A 16232-nucleotide genomic window follows, 5' to 3' on the forward strand; every position below is an offset into this window, starting at 1 on the left:
CATTGAAACGCATACTTTACTCATTATAAGTTTTATTTTATTGGTTTGGCATTTAGTTTTGATTGAACTTTAAATGCTAAACCAATGAAAAAACTACTCTTTTTAATACTTGTATTGATGCAATCAGTAGCAAGTAATTCTCAAAATTTCCCATCCGTAAAATTAGAAGATAAGTCCAAATTAAAACTAGATAAACTACAGGTAAATGTAGAGATTTCTGGAAACTACGCGACCGTGACTTATGACATGACGTTTTATAACGGACTCAATAGAGTTCTCGAAGGGGAATTAGCTTTTCCTTTAGCGCAAGGCCAAAGTGTTTCTCATTTTGCTATGGACTTAAATGGAAAACTACGCTCTGCGGTTGTTGTGGAGAAAGAATTAGGCCGAGTGGCTTATGAAAACACCATTAAACAACGTATAGATCCAGCGCTATTAGAGCAAACCCAGGGAAATAATTACAAAGCTAGAGTTTATCCTATTCCTGCTAAGGGTTATAAACGAATTGTTATTACTTATGAGCAAAATTTATTGGTAAATGAAGGTAACTGTCAATTTAGTATTCCTTTTGATTTTAAAGACGCTCTAAATGATTTTAAAATTGAAATTAAATGCAACAATCTAGATCAAGTACCGGTTGTAACAGAAAGTTTTAATAAAACGCTTAAATTTATTAATACCGATAACGGTCTTTCTGCTGCATATCATGAGAAAAAAATACTACTAGATAAAGACTTAAAATTAGAAATACCTATTACAAATGTTTTTGCACTACAAACTTTTGAAGAGTACTTTCATTTGAGTAAAACTTTTGTTCCTAAAAAAAGACTAAAAACAAAACCTAGATCCATCTCAATTCTTTGGGATGCTTCGTATTCTATGCATTACAGAAAGCTAGACAAAGAGTTAGATGTTATCTCTAATTATTTGGAATATCTAAGTGATGTAAAAGTGACAGTAGTGGTATTTAGTAATACCGAAATTAGTAATACGGTCTATAGAATAAAAAAAGGGAAGAGTATGGAGCTCATAAATGCCCTAAAAGAAATTACGTACGATGGTGGTACATCTTACAAAGGGTTGTCCCTTCCTAAATCTGATGAAGTTCTACTATTTTCTGATGGTCTACATAATTTAGGAACATTAAATCTACAGAATAAGTCTACACTGTATTGTTTAAATTCTGTTAGTTCTGCAAATCATCAATTATTAGGTGTTATGGCATCTGATCATGGAGGCAATTATATAAATTTGAATACGACGTCTACAAATTCAGCTTTAGAAAAATTAAAACATGAAGCTTTTCAGTTTCTCGGTGTAAAGCATAATAATTCACTTTATGAAATGTATCCAAAAGTTCATACTATTGTTGATGAAAATTTCAATTTAAGCGGAAAATATATTGAAGCGAAACCTATTGAATTATTGTTTGGTTATGGCGATGAAATTACGGAACGCATTAAAGTAGATATCTCTTCATCTTCAAATTCTGATATATCTAAACGCCTTTGGGCAAAAGCGAAGCTTAATTATTTAACTAAAAACAAAGAAGAACATAAAAGTGATATAATAGAATTGGCTAAAGCTTACCATTTAATTTCACCTTATACATCAATGATTGTGCTAGATCGCATAGAAGATTATGTGCGTTATAAAATAGAGCCTCCTTCAGAATTAATGGAAGAGTATAAGCGTAGATTATCACAATCAAAATTACAACAGCAAAACTTACTTGCTAATTTAGAAGGTAGAAAATCAAATTTAAAAGATGATTATAAGACTATAAGAGATTGGTACAACAAAGATTTTACTCTTAAAACGACACCAATAAAGAAGAAACCCAAAGTTAATAATGTAAATAACACGACTAATACTAATACAGAAACACGCATAGTTAATAATAGTTCTCACAGCTTAAACACAAGGCCAGTTGCTACACATCATATAGATTCTACAAAAGCTATAGTAAGTGGTACTATTATTTCATCTAGTGATGGTTTACCATTACCAGGCGTATCGGTTATTGTTAAAGGAACAACTAGAGGTGCACAAACAGATTTTGATGGGAACTTTGTAATTAATGCCTCACCAAACGAAACACTAGTGGTTTCATATGTAGGTATGGATAGCGTAGAACAGAAATTAAGTTCTGAAACAACACTAAATATTGTATTAATAGAAGATGCTTCAACTTTAGATGAAGTTGTCGTTATGGCTTATGGGACAACAAGGAAAGCATCTATTACAAGCTCTGTAACGAGAATAACATCTGAAAGTATAGAAAGTAAGGTTTCTCAATCTTTAATGGGACAAGTTTCAGGAGTTAATATTACTGAATCTAATGGGAGTTCCGGATCAAACTCTACTATTAAAATTAGAGGTTTAGGAACTGTAAACGGAAGTCAAGAACCTCTTTATGTTGTTGATGGTTTACCTTATACTGGTCATATCTCTGATATCAATACGCCAGACATACTTACTATATCTGTATTAAAAGATGCCGGAGCCACTGCTATCTATGGTTCTAGAGGTGCTAATGGCGTTATTCTTATTACAACTAAGAAAGGTGAAAAAACAAATAGAAAAGAGATTGAAGAATTAAATAAAAAGATAGCAGAGCAATCCACATTACAAAGTTGGGATAAGAATGCGTCTTATATTCAGTATTTGAGCGAACAAAACTCCGCAGAAGAAGCTTATATAGCTTATTTGAAAATTAGAGAAAACTACAGAAACACACCGTCTTTCTTTTTAGATGTAGCAGACTTTTTTGAAACGAAAAACAGAATAGATTTGGCCTTAAGAGTCGCAACAAACCTAATAGAAATTGAATTAGATAATCACGAACTTATTAGAGCGTTAGCTTATAAACTAGAGCAATATAAAAAGTATGATTTAGCTATTTATGTTTATAAGACTGTGTTAGAGTTGCGCCCTGAGCATCCACAATCTTACAGAGATTTAGCTTTAGCTTATGAAGCAAATGGTGATATTGATGCTGCAATTGATCTGTTTTTAAAAATCATTAATGGTGATTTACTAGAAAAAGATGAAGAGGAAATGTATTATGGCATAGAGCAGAATGCTTATGTTGAGTTGTGTCATTTAGTAAATACAGACAACAGTATTCGATCTAAAGAACTAAGGGAAACATATAAATCTGTAGAAACAGATATTAGAGTGGTGGTCGATTGGAATCACGGTGAAACAGACCTCGATTTATACGTTAAAAACCCAGATAATGAAGTGGTTTACTATGGTCATGACACTTCGAAATTTGGAGGTCGATTATCAGAAGATTTAACGGAAGGGTACGGTCCGGAAAGTTATTGGATTAAAGAGGCTCAAAAAGGGGATTATAAAGTTTCGGTAGATTATTACTCTGATCGTGTTCAGAAGATTACAGGACCAGCGAGTTTAAAAGTTACTATCTATAGAAATTATGGAAAACCTAATGAGGAAAAATCCATTAAGGTTATAAGGTTAAGTGATGATGACTCAAAAAGAGACATTGAAACGATAACTATTTAAAACAAAAAGCCCAACGCAAACGCATTGGGCTTTTCTATATTAAAATCTATTAGGATTATTTTCCTTCAGATAAATTTTTCATTTCATTTTCAACCATTTCATAGAATTGGTCAATTTTAGGCATTACAACAATACGCGTACGTCTGTTTTTTGCTCTGTTTTCAGCAGTATCGTTTTCTACTAAAGGCACGTAAGAACTACGACCAGCAGCAATTAATTGTTGTGGATTAACATCTAAGCTCTCTAAAACTCTTACTACAGAAGTAGCACGTTTTACACTTAAATCCCAGTTGTCAACTAATGGTGGCTTGTTATAAGATAAATCATCTGTATGAGACTCTACCATAGCTTCAAAATCAGGTTTGCTGTTTATTACTTTAGCAACTTTAGCTAATATTTCGTTAGCTCTCGTTGTTACAGTATAGCTTCCACTTTTAAATAATAATTTATCAGCAATAGAAATGAATACAACTCCCTTTTCTACATTAATTTCGATATCTGGATCGTTAATTCCAACGGCTTTCTTAAGGCTAGTTACAACAGCAAGTGTTACACTATCCTTCTTCGTTAACGCATCTTGTAATCTTGTAATTTTTAAATCACGTTCTTTTAAACTCTCCAAAGACTTCTCAAGGTTTTCAGAACCTTTTTTAGTTAAGATTGTTAAATCTCCTTTGGTATCAATTAAATCTTGATTTGATTTACGTAAATCAGCCAATTGATCTTTCATCGTTTCTACTCTCGCATTTGCAGCAGCAACATCAGAGAGACAACTGTTTAATTTAACGGTTGCAGTATTTAATAAATCTTGGGTTTCTTGATATTTTTCTTGTAGCGCAACATGTTCTTTCTTAGACACACAAGATGCTAAAAACAACATTGAACAAACACCTAATAACATTAATTTTTTCATAATTGAATTTTAGTTTAAATTGTTAATTTTAACATAGCAAAATTATGGAAAACAAAAGTTCTCCTATCATGGATTAACATAAATTTTAACAGTTTTGTAAACATTTAAAACTGAGACCGTTTATTTATGAAATAAGACCAAACTATAGACGCTGTTTCGTAATAACCAGAACGTTTAGGAAGTTGTTTTCTTTGTTTTAAAAGTCGCGGTAAATTATAGTAAAATGACAAATGTGCTTTTAAAATAGCGAATAGAAATGTTGGTTTCAATTGAAACAAGAAACGCATCGCTGCAACACCATCCAATAACATTCGAAACAATATTCTAAAAATTAAATTAGTATCTGTATTTTTTACAAGCGTAAATAAGCTATTTCTAAAATTGAGATAGGTTTTCTTAGGATTGGTAGTATTTAATGTCGCACCACCAACATGATAGACTGTTGAAGTTCCGATATACTTTGTGGTATAGTTAGCATTAAATGCACGCCAGCACAAATCAATCTCCTCCATATGTGCAAAATAGGTTTCATCAAAACCGTTTAAGCTTTTATAAGTTTCATTTTTTATAAAAAAGCAGGCGCCAGATGCCCAAAAAATTGTTTTGGTATCGTTGTATTGACCGTTGTCTTCTTCAATGGTGTCAAAAATTCGGCCTCTGCAATACGGATAACCATATTTGTCTATAAATCCGCCAGCAGCACCAGCATATTCAAAATGAGATTTATTTTTGTAATCTAAGATTTTAGGTTGAATGATGGCTGTATTGTCATTGCTATTAAATTCTGAAATAATAGGTTGAAGCCAATTTTCTGTAACCTCAATATCGCTATTAAGTAAGCAGAGTAGAGGTTCTTCAATATGTTTTAAAGCATCGTTATAACCTTTAGCATACCCACCGTTTTCACTATTCTGAATTACAATTACATTCTTAAAATGCTCAGCAACAAATGCCACAGAATCATCAGTTGAAGCATTATCAGCGAGATAGATAATAGCATCATTAGAATGTTTTATAACAGAAGGTAAAAACTGTTCAAGCAAAGCTTTCCCATTCCAGTTTAAAATAACAATCGCTATATCTTTAGTTTGTAACATTTAGTGTGGTGTATAATTGGGAATATCTCTTAAAAAGGAAAAGCGTTCAGCATCAAAATCCATTTCACAATAATAATGATTTAAACCATTAGTAACCATTAAAAAGGACGCATTTAAAGCTAAGTTATAACGTGCTATCTGATCAAAAGTAGTCTGGTCTATTGGTATGTTGTGCGATTTACATTCTACAATTAAATGAATACTACCATCCGAGTTAAAAATGACGATATCATAACGTTTTTTTAAGCCGTTTATAATCAGCTCTTTTTCAACATTAATCAATGATTTTGGGAATTTTTTCTCATTAATTAAATAATGAACACAGTGTTGTCTTACCCATTCTTCGGGTTGAAGAATGATAAATTTTTTCCGAATGACATCAAAAATAGAAACTTTATTTTCTGTACTTTTGAAACGGTATTCAAACTTTGGAAAGTTGAGTTCTAGCAACACCTTGGATAGCTTATTTTTTTCAAAGTTAAAGCAGAATAGCACAAATCACAATTTTCAATTACTAAAATCTATATAATTTAGTGTAAAGCTGAATTAAGCGTTTAGATTTTGAAATTTTTAACTTGGTATTTTTACAATTTGGACGAAATAAAAGAAATAGTAGCTGCAATCAAAAAGGGAGATATAAAACCTATTTACTTTTTAATGGGTGAGGAAGCCTATTATATTGATAAAATATCAGACTATATTGAAGAGCATCTTTTAGATGAGGCTGAAAAAGGTTTTAACCAAATGGTGCTTTACGGACGCGATGTAACTATAGATGATATTGTGAGTAATGCCAAACGTTATCCTATGATGGCAGAACGCCAAGTTGTGATTGTTAAAGAAGCTCAAGATTTAAGCAGAACCATAGAACAATTAGCAAAATACGCAGCTAATCCACAACCTTCAACTGTTTTAGTGCTCAATTATAAGTACAAAAAAATAGATAAACGTAAGGCTTTATATAAGACCATTAATAAACACGGTGGCATTGTTTTCGAAAGTAAGAAAATGTATGAAAATCAGGTGGCTGATTGGATTAGACGTGTTTTAGCTGGTCAGGATTATAATATATCTCCAAAGGCTGCTCAAATGTTAGTCGAATTCCTTGGGACGGATCTTAGTAAAATCGATAACGAACTTAAGAAACTTAAGATTGTTCTACCTGCAGGTACTCAAATTACACCAGAGCACATAGAGGAAAATATTGGTATAAGTAAAGATTACAATAATTTTGAATTACGTAAAGCTGTCGGTAGTAGAAATGCGATAAAGGCGCATCAAATTGCGAAGTATTTTGCCGAAAACCCAAAGGATAATCCTATTGTTGTTTCTGTTGCTTTGTTATTTGGCTTCTTTTCTCAATTATTACACCTTCATGGTATGTCTGATAAAAACCCTCGTAGTGTAGCTTCGGCATTAAAAGTGAATCCTTATTTTGTGAATGAATATTTAGATGCTGCTCGTAATTACCCCATGAAAAAAGTAAGCTATATTATTGGTGTGCTTCGCGAAACAGATGTAAAAAGCAAAGGTGTAGGTGCTAATGCAATTCCTCAAGGCGACTTGCTTAAGGAGTTGTTAGTTAAGATTTTGGGATAGTGTAATAATTTATATTTTTTATGGTTTAGAAAGTATGAGATTAACTTTCTTTCCTTCATTTTATAAATAAAGATTTTAACTCTCCTTTACTTTTTATGTTTAACAATAGAATGTCCTTCTTCTTCTTCTTCGATGGCATGTAGAATTATATTATTATTTAACGTTTCAGCATGTCTTTTGTCAAGAATATGTTTAGGAGATTAATTTATTTAAAATACATTTCGCATATATAAACTGGGGCTGTCTATTAAAGATTGTTCATCATCTTTTTTTTTAATTCAGATCAATAAAAATTAAAAGAATTTAGATTTTTTGCAATGGTAAGTAGTTTTATAAATAGCCATTTATATCACCACCAACCTTTTATATTATAAACATTTTTTGGTTGATTATTGGCTTGAGCAACACCAATATCCCTAACAGCATCAATTAATGCCTTTTCTTTATCCTCTCTGTTTTTATATTGTTTCATTTTAAAATCCCATTCTCGTTGATCTAATTCTTGTATTCTCTGTCCGATGCGTTGAGATAATTTCACTCCTTCTTCATAACATTTTGAATCTGGATCTATTAAAGACAAATGAGAAGAAGCCTTATTAGCGGAATTAGTATCCAAACCTGCATTCCATACATTATTGGCATTGGTTATATGGGATTCACATTCGTTATCAATTTTTTCTTGAAAAACAATGGCAACTTGATCCATGGCTGTTTCATAACATTCCTTAGTGACTTGAGGGATTTCCATCAGTTTAGAAATTGCCACATTATAGTGTTTTTTACTTTTTTCTGCTTCTGCTTCTTTAAGAATAAAATCACAGTGAGAATTATAATATTCAACAATCTTAAATTTACCTTTATCTACAAAATCTTTAAAAATTGGATTTTTAGCTTTGATTTGTTTAATGGCTGATATATATGCCTTAGTATCACTTGTACCAACGCCTTTTACTTTTAATATTTCTGATGAGAATAAGGTTCCATTCAATCCATCTCCAATATAAAAATAGACTTCAAGAGTAATAACTACTTTTCTCGGAGGACCAGGAAGAACCTCTTTAAATAATAACGTAATATTTGGTGTAATTATAAATCTTGAATCTTTAGATCCACCCATGCCATTCACGGTCGCTATTTGGTTTAATTTATTTTCTAATAAATTTTTAGCAGAACCTGGTAAACCATCAATTTGATCAGACACATAAGTAGAGATTTGTACGCGGCCTAAATCATCTGTTTTTCCTAAAGAATTCTGGCCAAATGAGAAAGAAAATAACAGAATAAAAACAAGTGTATTTAAATAATATTTCATAGTCAATGTTTAATTATTTAGACCCTAAATAAAGTGTTGCTTCACCTAAACCTCTAATAGTTAGTTTGTTTACAATTCCGAGATCTTTAAGATAGTCACTTAAGCCCTTAGCCCAATTTCTAGCATCCAATCCTCTGATTTTCCCGTTTCTCTCGTATGTCATTGGTATTCTAACTTGTTCAAAACTCATCATTGTAGCCTCTGCGTCCATAGTTGTATACGACCCATTTACACTGTTAGCATCTAACCAATTTTCAATTAAAAAACTTAACTCATCATCACCAAAATTATCAGATTCTAAATCGTATTCCCAGTCATCCCATACGCGAATGCCTAAATTCACTTCTCTACCTTTTTCAAACCATCCGTCAAAAGTAGTCTGTAAACTTGCTAGAAATTTATCAATTCTAGAGCTCACAGCTTCTTCTAATAAAATAGGTAAGGGGCTAGAAAAATCGGGAGCTCCAGTACCTGAAGTTTCTGCTATTTGCTTTCCTGTATAAGCGTCTAAACCTCTTAGAATAAAAGTAACTTGCTTTTCAAGTCCATTATCAGTAATAGCCCAGCTCATTTCTAGAATAATATCAGCTTTAGCTGTTTTTTTTAGAGCATCAATTGGGGTTTCTGAAACTTCAGACCCAGTATTTTTTGATGATCTTAATTCTTGTTCAGCGTTTTTTGCTTCTACTTTTTTAAGTTCGGCAGATAGGTCTTTTGCACTAAATCCTCTTTCGCTTAATAATCCATTAATTTGGGTAATCACTAAAGCTAGATCACTGTTACGTTGAAGTGCCATTTGATATAAAGGGATGTCTTTAACCACCCCTTGATTATCTATTGTCTGAGTATATCCATTTTCATAACACCAAGTATCAGCAGGCACAACCATAAGAGTCGGTTTTTTAGCTTGAGAAAACGAAAAGTTTATAACCAAAAGTGTGTTAAATAGTACTAATATTTGTTTTTGTAATTTCATTTTTATAAATTTTAAAACCCGCTATCTAGTGATTTTATAATGTTTTCTTCTTCTAATTTTTTTCTTAATAGAGTCACATTAACAGTAACTAGAGTACCTATTCGGTACTCTTTTTTACCCACTTTCATTCTATCTGTCACACCATCTATTACATTAACATATTTGCTAAAGTTGTTGAGATCTTTATTTCCATTGCTTTCAAAAAACTCTTTAAAAAAGTCTTCAAACTCTGTTTCCAAGTTAGAAGACCTAGCTAAAGCTGGTTTTTTTGTACATTTTGTGCCTTGACTATCAATTCCTTGAAAAATAACAGCATGAACAGCATTTTTAGAAGCTTGTACTCTTGCAATACTTTCGTCCCTTAATATGGAATAAACTTTGAGTGTATAAGTTCCTGCAGCTGCTTCTCCAACACATTCAATATCATAATTCCATTTAGCAGTTTCTATATCCGCCTTTTTTTTATTTCTTTTAGATTGTGCATTGGCTGTTCCAATTGCAAAAAATAGAATTGAAATAAAAATTAATGTTTTTTTCATAATTATTTAATTTGTCTAATTAACATTCCAGAAGCTAAATTCTTTGCTTTTCCTTTAAAAAGTGTTTTACCTAACTCTTTTTCTTTTCCTTCAGAAGCACCGTAGCGATTATCCCAAACTTGTTTTTTATCCACTTTAATAGATGCTATTTTCTTATAAGTGATATCGTTTGTTTCGCTGTCCCATATTTCTTCAAGTACTTCGAAGTTTTCACCGCCCTCTAAACCTTCTTTCATACCGATTTTAGAATAAATTTCACCATCTTCAATTATAATGGGAGATTTGGGTTTAAAAACGTCATGGTTTTTTTGAAGTTTGGCATAAACCTGATCTACATTCCTGATTGTAGATAATTCGATGATCTGTTCTTCTGTTCTTTTCTCCTTTAAAGAAAATGTGACTAGACTTGAAGCTTTTTCTGTACCAATAAATTCAAAGTTAACATCCAATGAAGCAAAGGTTATATCTTCACCATTTCTTTTAGCCTTAATTATTTCCCCTAGTTCTGACCAGGTTTTTTCTGTCCAATCTAAACGATATAACCATGCTGTTGTCCAAACAGAATATCCTTCTTTTGTTTTATTATATATTTTTTCAGAACCCTTTAATGCTAAATCCCTAGCTAAACTTGACAATTCATTTGCTGCTGCATCTGTTGTTTGTTTGATGGCTAATGCAATTGGCTCATTAGAAACAAAATTCATTTTTGTAAAAACTACAAAAGTGTTTTTTATTAAATTCTTACCTGAATTCTGAAGCTCATTAATACCTCTAGTGGTTGTTTTTGCCTCAGCTATTTGTTGAGCACTTGCACTGTATGCACCTCTGTCTTGAATAAGTTTCATTGGGTTATAGTCTTCTTGATCAAATTGATCAAGATTAAACCACTTAGAAACTAATTCAAAAGGAAGTTTTTTTTCATTAATAAATTTATCAATCTCATATTGTACTTCAGAATTATTGCTAATTGCGCCAGCGGTGGCATTAGATGCAGCTCCAGATAGCGCATTATTAATCATTTTATTAGTTTCACTTTTATTAATCCCAAGTGCCTCTCTTTCCTCATCTGTTAAAGTATAATCCGATCTGTCAAAAGAACTTAATTCAATCCTGTGATCATTGTATTTTTCTGGAAATGGCCAAGCTTCATAATTCTTAGTAACTAAATCTGAATTTTCAAAACTTTCTCCGACTACTAAAATATTATGAAGAGAGCTTCTTTGGTATTTTTTTTCTTCTATTTTACTTTTTTGAGCCGTAACTAATTGTATAGTGAACATTAAAATTGATAGAATAAAAATGTTTTTTTTGTTTTTCATTTTTGATTGTTTTTAATTATTTTTCTTTGGTTTTTTGTATGTGTAATAGTGAGAGTGGATTTTAATTTTTAGCTTAATTATTAAGCTTTACAAAGATAATTCGGCTTGTAAGGAATTATTTACGGTTTTCCATAATCGGATAATTATTATTTAATTTTTTATTGTAGATTGCTAGAATCCAGGTAGATATTTTTAAAAAAAAATGTTATTGATATAAGCATTTTTTTAATCTCATTCTGAGATATAATTACAGGTTAAATTAATTTAACATTATTAATCTCCCCTTCTCACGTTCTTGTTCGTAGAATAATTTGACAATTGATAAGAAACTTAAGATTGTTCTACCTGCAGGTACTCAAATTACACCAGAGCACATAGAGGAAAATATTGGTATAAGTAAAGATTACAATAATTTTGAATTACGTAAAGCTGTCGGTAGTAGAAATGCGATAAAGGCGCATCAAATTGCGAAGTATTTTGCCGAAAACCCAAAGGATAATCCTATTGTTGTTTCTGTTGCTTTGTTATTTGGCTTCTTTTCTCAATTATTACACCTTCATGGTATGTCTGATAAAAACCCTCGTAGTGTAGCTTCGGCATTAAAAGTGAATCCTTATTTTGTGAATGAATATTTAGATGCTGCTCGTAATTACCCCATGAAAAAAGTAAGCTATATTATTGGTGTGCTTCGCGAAACAGATGTAAAAAGCAAAGGTGTAGGTGCTAATGCAATACCTCAAGGTGACTTGCTTAAGGAGTTGTTAGTTAAAATCTTAGGTTAATTTTTTTTATGGTCTATAATTGATTTGGCTTTTATTACAGGTGAATTACGAGCTACAATTTAGTACTTATTTTTTCTGATTACTTTAAGTATTTGCTTGTTAGTTGTTTCATTTTAACTTTCAAATAATTAGAGGCTCTGCGTTCATAAAATTCACTTAAAATATATGATATCAGAATCATAAGAAAAGTTGTCGAAATTACCACGACATATTTATTCGTGTCATTTCCTAAATTATCGAAAATAATGTATCCAATTTTTTGATGAATTAAATAAAGAGGATAGGTCAACATTCCAATTTTTATAAATTTTGAAGAATTGAGACTTTTCAGTTTACCACAGGCCACAAGTAATATGAGTAAGTAAAATAGAACAATGATGCTGCAAGCAATTAGCGGAGAGAATTCAATATTAAAATGATTTGCTTTTTTAGCCGTTTCAGTTATAGTATGTTGTATTGATGCAAATAGTGCAATGGATAATAATAAAGCATATTTTATATTTAATTTACTTTTATAAATCTGATATAAAATCATGCCTGCAATAAAGTAAGAGCTCCAGTCTAAAATAAAAAGCGATTTACCAATTCTAAAGATAGGGAGTTCACTAAAGTAGAGATATAATACCGACAGCGTCAGCCATGCATATATTAAATAATCTAATTTTATTGATTTAAATTTATTCAAAAATAGAAAAGAGCCAATGATGAAAATATAGAATTTCATTTCTATAAAGAGCGTCCAATAAACTCCATCAATACTTTCAACTCCAAGGTAATTATGAAACATGGAAAGGTTGAAGATAAACTGCCCTAATTCTGCTGTAAATCTAGGAAATCCAAATAAAAGGATTACAACGAAAGTTATTAAAACACATATCCAATAAATGGGGTATAATCGTGATAGTCTTGAAATTATAAATGAGATTAACGATCTATCTTTGATCGACAATGAGATCACAAACCCACTAATAATGAAGAATATATTTATACCTAGAAAACCATATTTAAAGTAATCACTAATTTCACTAAAGTCTAAATCAGATAAATTATCTGCCGCATAGCCTCTAAAAAAATAATGATAAAGAACAACAATTAAAGCCGCAAAAAACCGAAACAAGTCTAGTTGATAAATTCTATTTTTTGATTTTATGGACACTATCTAAATGTTTAATAGCGCATAAATACAAATTATAAATTTCCCAAAGTTACATTCCAAGATTTTTTTTAAACGGCAATTTTGTTATTCTTTATCATTTTTAAATACCTGAACTAAGAAATAAGTCTAACTATTTAGTCTCAGGAACAGGAAATCCACGATCTTTCATTAAGGCTTCAATCTTAGCATCACGTCCTCTAAATTTTCTATAAGCTTCTGCAGGATCCATAGCGTTACGAGGTGCAAACAAATACTTCACTAATTTATCAGCAACTGTTTCGTCATAAAAACCACCTTCAGATTCTCTAAACGCTTCAGAAGCATCACTTGTTAAGACATCTGCCCACATGTAACCATAATAAGCGGTTGCATAGCTTTCTCCAGAGAAAACGTGTCCAAATTGTGGTGTTCTGTGACGCATCGGTAATTCTTTTGGCATACCCAATTCATCTAAGGTTTCACGTTCAAATTTATCAATGTCAATATCTGTTGGGTCTGCTAAATGTAATTTCATATCAATTAAAGCAGAAGCTAAATATTCTGTGGTTCCAAAACCTTGATTAAATGTAGAAGCGTTCTTTATTTTCTCAACTAATGCAGCAGGAATTGGCTCACCTGTTTTATAATGTACTAAAAATTGATTAATGACTTTATCTGTAGATAACCAACGCTCTAATAATTGCGACTGGAATTCCGTGTAATCTCTAACTCCTCCATTTAGTGTTGGGTATTTTACATCGGCAGAGAAGAAGTGAAGGGCATGGCCAAACTCATGAAAAAATGTCGTTGCATCATCCCAAGATACTAAGACAGCTTCTCCTGGCGCTGGTTTTACAAAGTTAGAATTGTTAGAGGCTAAAACATTTTTCTCTCCTTCAAAAGAATCAGAACTTCTATAAGTGGTTGCCCATGCACCAGAACGTTTACCTTGGCGTGCAAACGGATCTAAATACCATAAGCCAATATGTTTTCCGGAATCTTTGTCGGTCACTTCCCAAACCTTTACATCCTCATGAAACACAGGGACAGAGCCTTCTGCAACTGGTGTGAATTTATAATTAAACAATTCGCCAGCCGTAAAGAACATAGCTTCTGTTAGTTTGTCTAATTGTAGATATTGCTTCACTTCGTCACTATCCAAATCGTATTTCTTTTTACGTACTTTCTCTGCGTAGTATCTATAATCCCATGGTTCTATAGTAATGTTGTCGCCAAGTTCGTTAGCTACTGTTTGCATATCTGCAACTTCTTCTTTTACTCTGGCAGTTGCAGCAGGCCAAACAGCCATCATTAAATCCATGGCGTTTTCTGGTGTTTTTGCCATACGATCTTGCAATCTCCATTCTGCATAATTGTCATATCCCATTAAACCGACACGTTCTTTACGTAGTTTTAATATTTCAGCAATGATTTTATTATTGTCATATTCATCTCCATTGTCTCCTCTAGAATAATAGTTTTCCCAAACTTGCTTACGTAATTCGCGTTCTGTAGAGTAGGTGAGGAACGGATCCATTGATGAGCGTGTGTTGGTAATAGCATATTTTCCATCTTCCCCTTTATCTGTTGCTATTTTTGCAGCCGATTTTATAAAACCATCTGCCAAACCACCTAATTGGTCTTCGTTTAAATAGGTGATATAATTTTCTTCATCATGTAATACATTATTTGCAAAATCGGTATAAAGTGTAGATAATTCTTTGTTGATTTCAGCATAACGCTTTTTCTTTTCAGCATTGAGGTTGGCGCCATTCATTTCAAACTGCTTGTAGGTTAAATCTACCACACGCTGTGCTTGTGCTTCTAATGGTGTTTTTTGAGACGCATCATAAACGGTTTTTATACGTTGGAATAATTTTTCGTTCTGAGAAATTTCTGATCTAAAATCTGAAAGTTTTGGTGCTAACTCGGCTTGTACCGTTCTGAATTCTGGTGAAGACACATTACTTCCCATAATACCATAATAAGCAAAGACGCGACTTAGCTCTTTCCCTGCACTTTCCATAGCCACAATAGTATTTTCAAAAGTTGCAGGTTCAGGATTATTAGCAATAGCTTCAATCTCAGTAAGATTACGTTTCATAGCTTCTTCCATTGCTGGTTTTATAGCTTCGACTGAAACTTTATCAAAAGCAGGAACACCGTTGTAAGGTCCTGTCCATTCTTGGATTAATACATTATCACTCATGGTTTTTTCGGGAGTTTTAGTGGTGTCTTCGTTACAACTCGAAAAAAGTACAATACTACAAATTAAGGTAGCTTTAATTGATTTAGATATCATAATTGGTGGTTTTTATAAGGAAAACAAGGTACTGAAAATAGGGAGGATATTTCTTAAATATTTTATAATTCTTAAGGCAAGTTACACAGCGATTAAAAGTGTTTTAAAGAATAGGATTATAAATTATTAGTTATAAAAACGGACACATCTGTTATCTTTTATATTGAAGCTTTACGGCTTTTGCGTCTTAGCGGAAAAAATTACACTGAGATTCACGGAGTACTTACAGCGACTCAAAGAGAAAAAGGTTAGGACAACTTTCATGAATCATTTCATATAAAAAGTTTACGCTCCAGTTTTCTTTTACTTTGTAACTTTTTTTGCTTTGGAAATTTGTCGTTTTGTGACTTTGCGGCTTTTGCGTCTTAGCGAGAAAAAATTACACTGAGATTCACGGAGTGCTCACAGAGACTCACAGAGAAAAAAGGTTGGTACGACTTTCACTAATCATTTTATATAAAAAATATACGTTCTATTAATCTTTTACTTTGAAACTTTTTATGCTTTGCAACTTTGTCGCTTTGTCGCTTTGTCGCTTTGTCGCTTTGTCGTTTTGTGACTTTACGGCTTTTACGTCTTAGCGAGAAAAAATAACACTGAGATTCACGGAGTGCTCACAGAGACTCACAGAGAAAAAAGGTTGGTACGACTTTCATGAATCATTTCATATAAAAAGTGTACGCTCCAGTTTTTTTTACTTTGAAACTTTTTTTGCTTTGCAACTTTG

Annotated in this window: 11 protein-coding genes and 1 pseudogene; 3 read left to right on the forward strand and 9 right to left on the reverse strand. The window is 32.0% G+C overall.

Annotated elements, in window-relative coordinates; all coding sequences use genetic code 11:
• Window positions 1-84: 84 nt before the first annotated feature.
• The gene (locus tag HM984_RS11245; protein WP_179349238.1) at window positions 85-3531 is read left to right on the forward strand and encodes a DUF2135 domain-containing protein; all 3447 of its coding nucleotides are present in this window, start codon (window positions 85-87) and stop codon (window positions 3529-3531) included.
• Window positions 3532-3586: 55 nt separating this feature from the next.
• On the opposite strand, the gene HM984_RS11250 is transcribed toward HM984_RS11245, so the two are convergent.
• The 3 genes from HM984_RS11250 to HM984_RS11260 all read right to left on the reverse strand — a co-directional run bounded on the left by HM984_RS11250 (window position 3587) and on the right by HM984_RS11260 (window position 5991).
• Window positions 3587-4444 carry an OmpA/MotB family protein gene (locus HM984_RS11250; protein WP_115812622.1) on the reverse strand — a complete coding sequence of 286 codons (858 nt, stop codon included), beginning with the start codon at window positions 4442-4444 and terminating at the stop codon, window positions 3587-3589.
• A gap of 104 nt (window positions 4445-4548) precedes the next feature.
• Complete coding sequence (locus HM984_RS11255; RefSeq protein WP_179349239.1) at window positions 4549-5541, reverse strand: glycosyltransferase family 2 protein; 993 nt, start codon at window positions 5539-5541, stop codon at window positions 4549-4551.
• Window positions 5542-5991, reverse strand: a complete 450-nt coding sequence (locus HM984_RS11260; protein ID WP_179349240.1) for a type I restriction enzyme HsdR N-terminal domain-containing protein — start codon at window positions 5989-5991, stop codon at window positions 5542-5544.
• Between the two features lie 141 nt (window positions 5992-6132).
• Between HM984_RS11260 and holA (HM984_RS11265) the strand changes: the two genes are divergently transcribed.
• The gene (holA, locus tag HM984_RS11265; protein ID WP_179349258.1) at window positions 6133-7140 is read left to right on the forward strand and encodes a DNA polymerase III subunit delta; all 1008 of its coding nucleotides are present in this window, start codon (window positions 6133-6135) and stop codon (window positions 7138-7140) included.
• A gap of 349 nt (window positions 7141-7489) precedes the next feature.
• Here holA (HM984_RS11265) and HM984_RS11270 read toward each other — a convergent pair whose 3' ends face one another.
• Genes HM984_RS11270 through HM984_RS11285 form a run of 4 tightly spaced genes read right to left on the reverse strand, consistent with a single transcriptional unit; the run spans window position 7490 to window position 11286 of the window.
• Window positions 7490-8452 (reverse strand): hypothetical protein, encoded by a 963-nt coding sequence (locus HM984_RS11270; protein ID WP_179349241.1) that lies wholly within the window; start codon window positions 8450-8452, stop codon window positions 7490-7492.
• A gap of 13 nt (window positions 8453-8465) precedes the next feature.
• Complete coding sequence (locus HM984_RS11275) at window positions 8466-9428, reverse strand: DUF6175 family protein (protein ID WP_257018490.1); 963 nt, start codon at window positions 9426-9428, stop codon at window positions 8466-8468.
• 11 nt (window positions 9429-9439) lie between these two features.
• Window positions 9440-9967, reverse strand: a complete 528-nt coding sequence (locus HM984_RS11280; RefSeq protein ID WP_179349242.1) for a hypothetical protein — start codon at window positions 9965-9967, stop codon at window positions 9440-9442.
• 2 nt (window positions 9968-9969) lie between these two features.
• Window positions 9970-11286, reverse strand: coding sequence for a hypothetical protein (locus HM984_RS11285; protein WP_179349243.1), 1317 nt, complete (start codon window positions 11284-11286; stop codon window positions 9970-9972).
• 323 nt (window positions 11287-11609) lie between these two features.
• Between HM984_RS11285 and holA (HM984_RS11290) the strand changes: the two are divergent.
• Window positions 11610-12068 (forward strand): annotated as a pseudogene (gene holA / locus HM984_RS11290) (DNA polymerase III subunit delta); the annotation flags it as partial.
• A 79-nt stretch (window positions 12069-12147) separates the two neighbouring features.
• Here holA (HM984_RS11290) and HM984_RS11295 read toward each other — a convergent pair.
• Entirely contained in the window at window positions 12148-13224 is a 1077-nt protein-coding gene (locus HM984_RS11295; RefSeq protein WP_179349244.1) for an acyltransferase family protein, read from the reverse strand.
• Between the two features lie 130 nt (window positions 13225-13354).
• Window positions 13355-15505: a M3 family metallopeptidase gene (locus tag HM984_RS11300; protein ID WP_179349245.1), complete on the reverse strand. Its 2151-nt coding sequence runs from the start codon at window positions 15503-15505 to the stop codon at window positions 13355-13357.
• Window positions 15506-16232 lie beyond the last annotated feature (727 nt).

The sequence above is a fragment of the Winogradskyella pacifica genome, from assembly GCF_013403915.1.
Classification (GTDB): domain Bacteria; phylum Bacteroidota; class Bacteroidia; order Flavobacteriales; family Flavobacteriaceae; genus Winogradskyella; species Winogradskyella pacifica.

Excerpts from the sequence above, each read along its gene's own strand:
- HM984_RS11270 (WP_179349241.1), bottom strand. The coding sequence starts at position 8,452 with ATGAAATATTATTTAAATACACTTGTTTTTATTCTGTTATTTTCTTTC.
- HM984_RS11280 (WP_179349242.1), bottom strand. The coding sequence starts at position 9,967 with ATGAAAAAAACATTAATTTTTATTTCAATTCTATTTTTTGCAATTGGA.
- HM984_RS11275 (WP_257018490.1), bottom strand. The coding sequence starts at position 9,428 with ATGAAATTACAAAAACAAATATTAGTACTATTTAACACACTTTTGGTT.
- HM984_RS11255 (WP_179349239.1), bottom strand. The coding sequence starts at position 5,541 with ATGTTACAAACTAAAGATATAGCGATTGTTATTTTAAACTGGAATGGG.
- HM984_RS11300 (WP_179349245.1), bottom strand. The coding sequence starts at position 15,505 with ATGATATCTAAATCAATTAAAGCTACCTTAATTTGTAGTATTGTACTT.
- HM984_RS11245 (WP_179349238.1), top strand. The coding sequence starts at position 85 with ATGAAAAAACTACTCTTTTTAATACTTGTATTGATGCAATCAGTAGCA.
- HM984_RS11250 (WP_115812622.1), bottom strand. The coding sequence starts at position 4,444 with ATGAAAAAATTAATGTTATTAGGTGTTTGTTCAATGTTGTTTTTAGCA.
- HM984_RS11285 (WP_179349243.1), bottom strand. The coding sequence starts at position 11,286 with ATGAAAAACAAAAAAAACATTTTTATTCTATCAATTTTAATGTTCACT.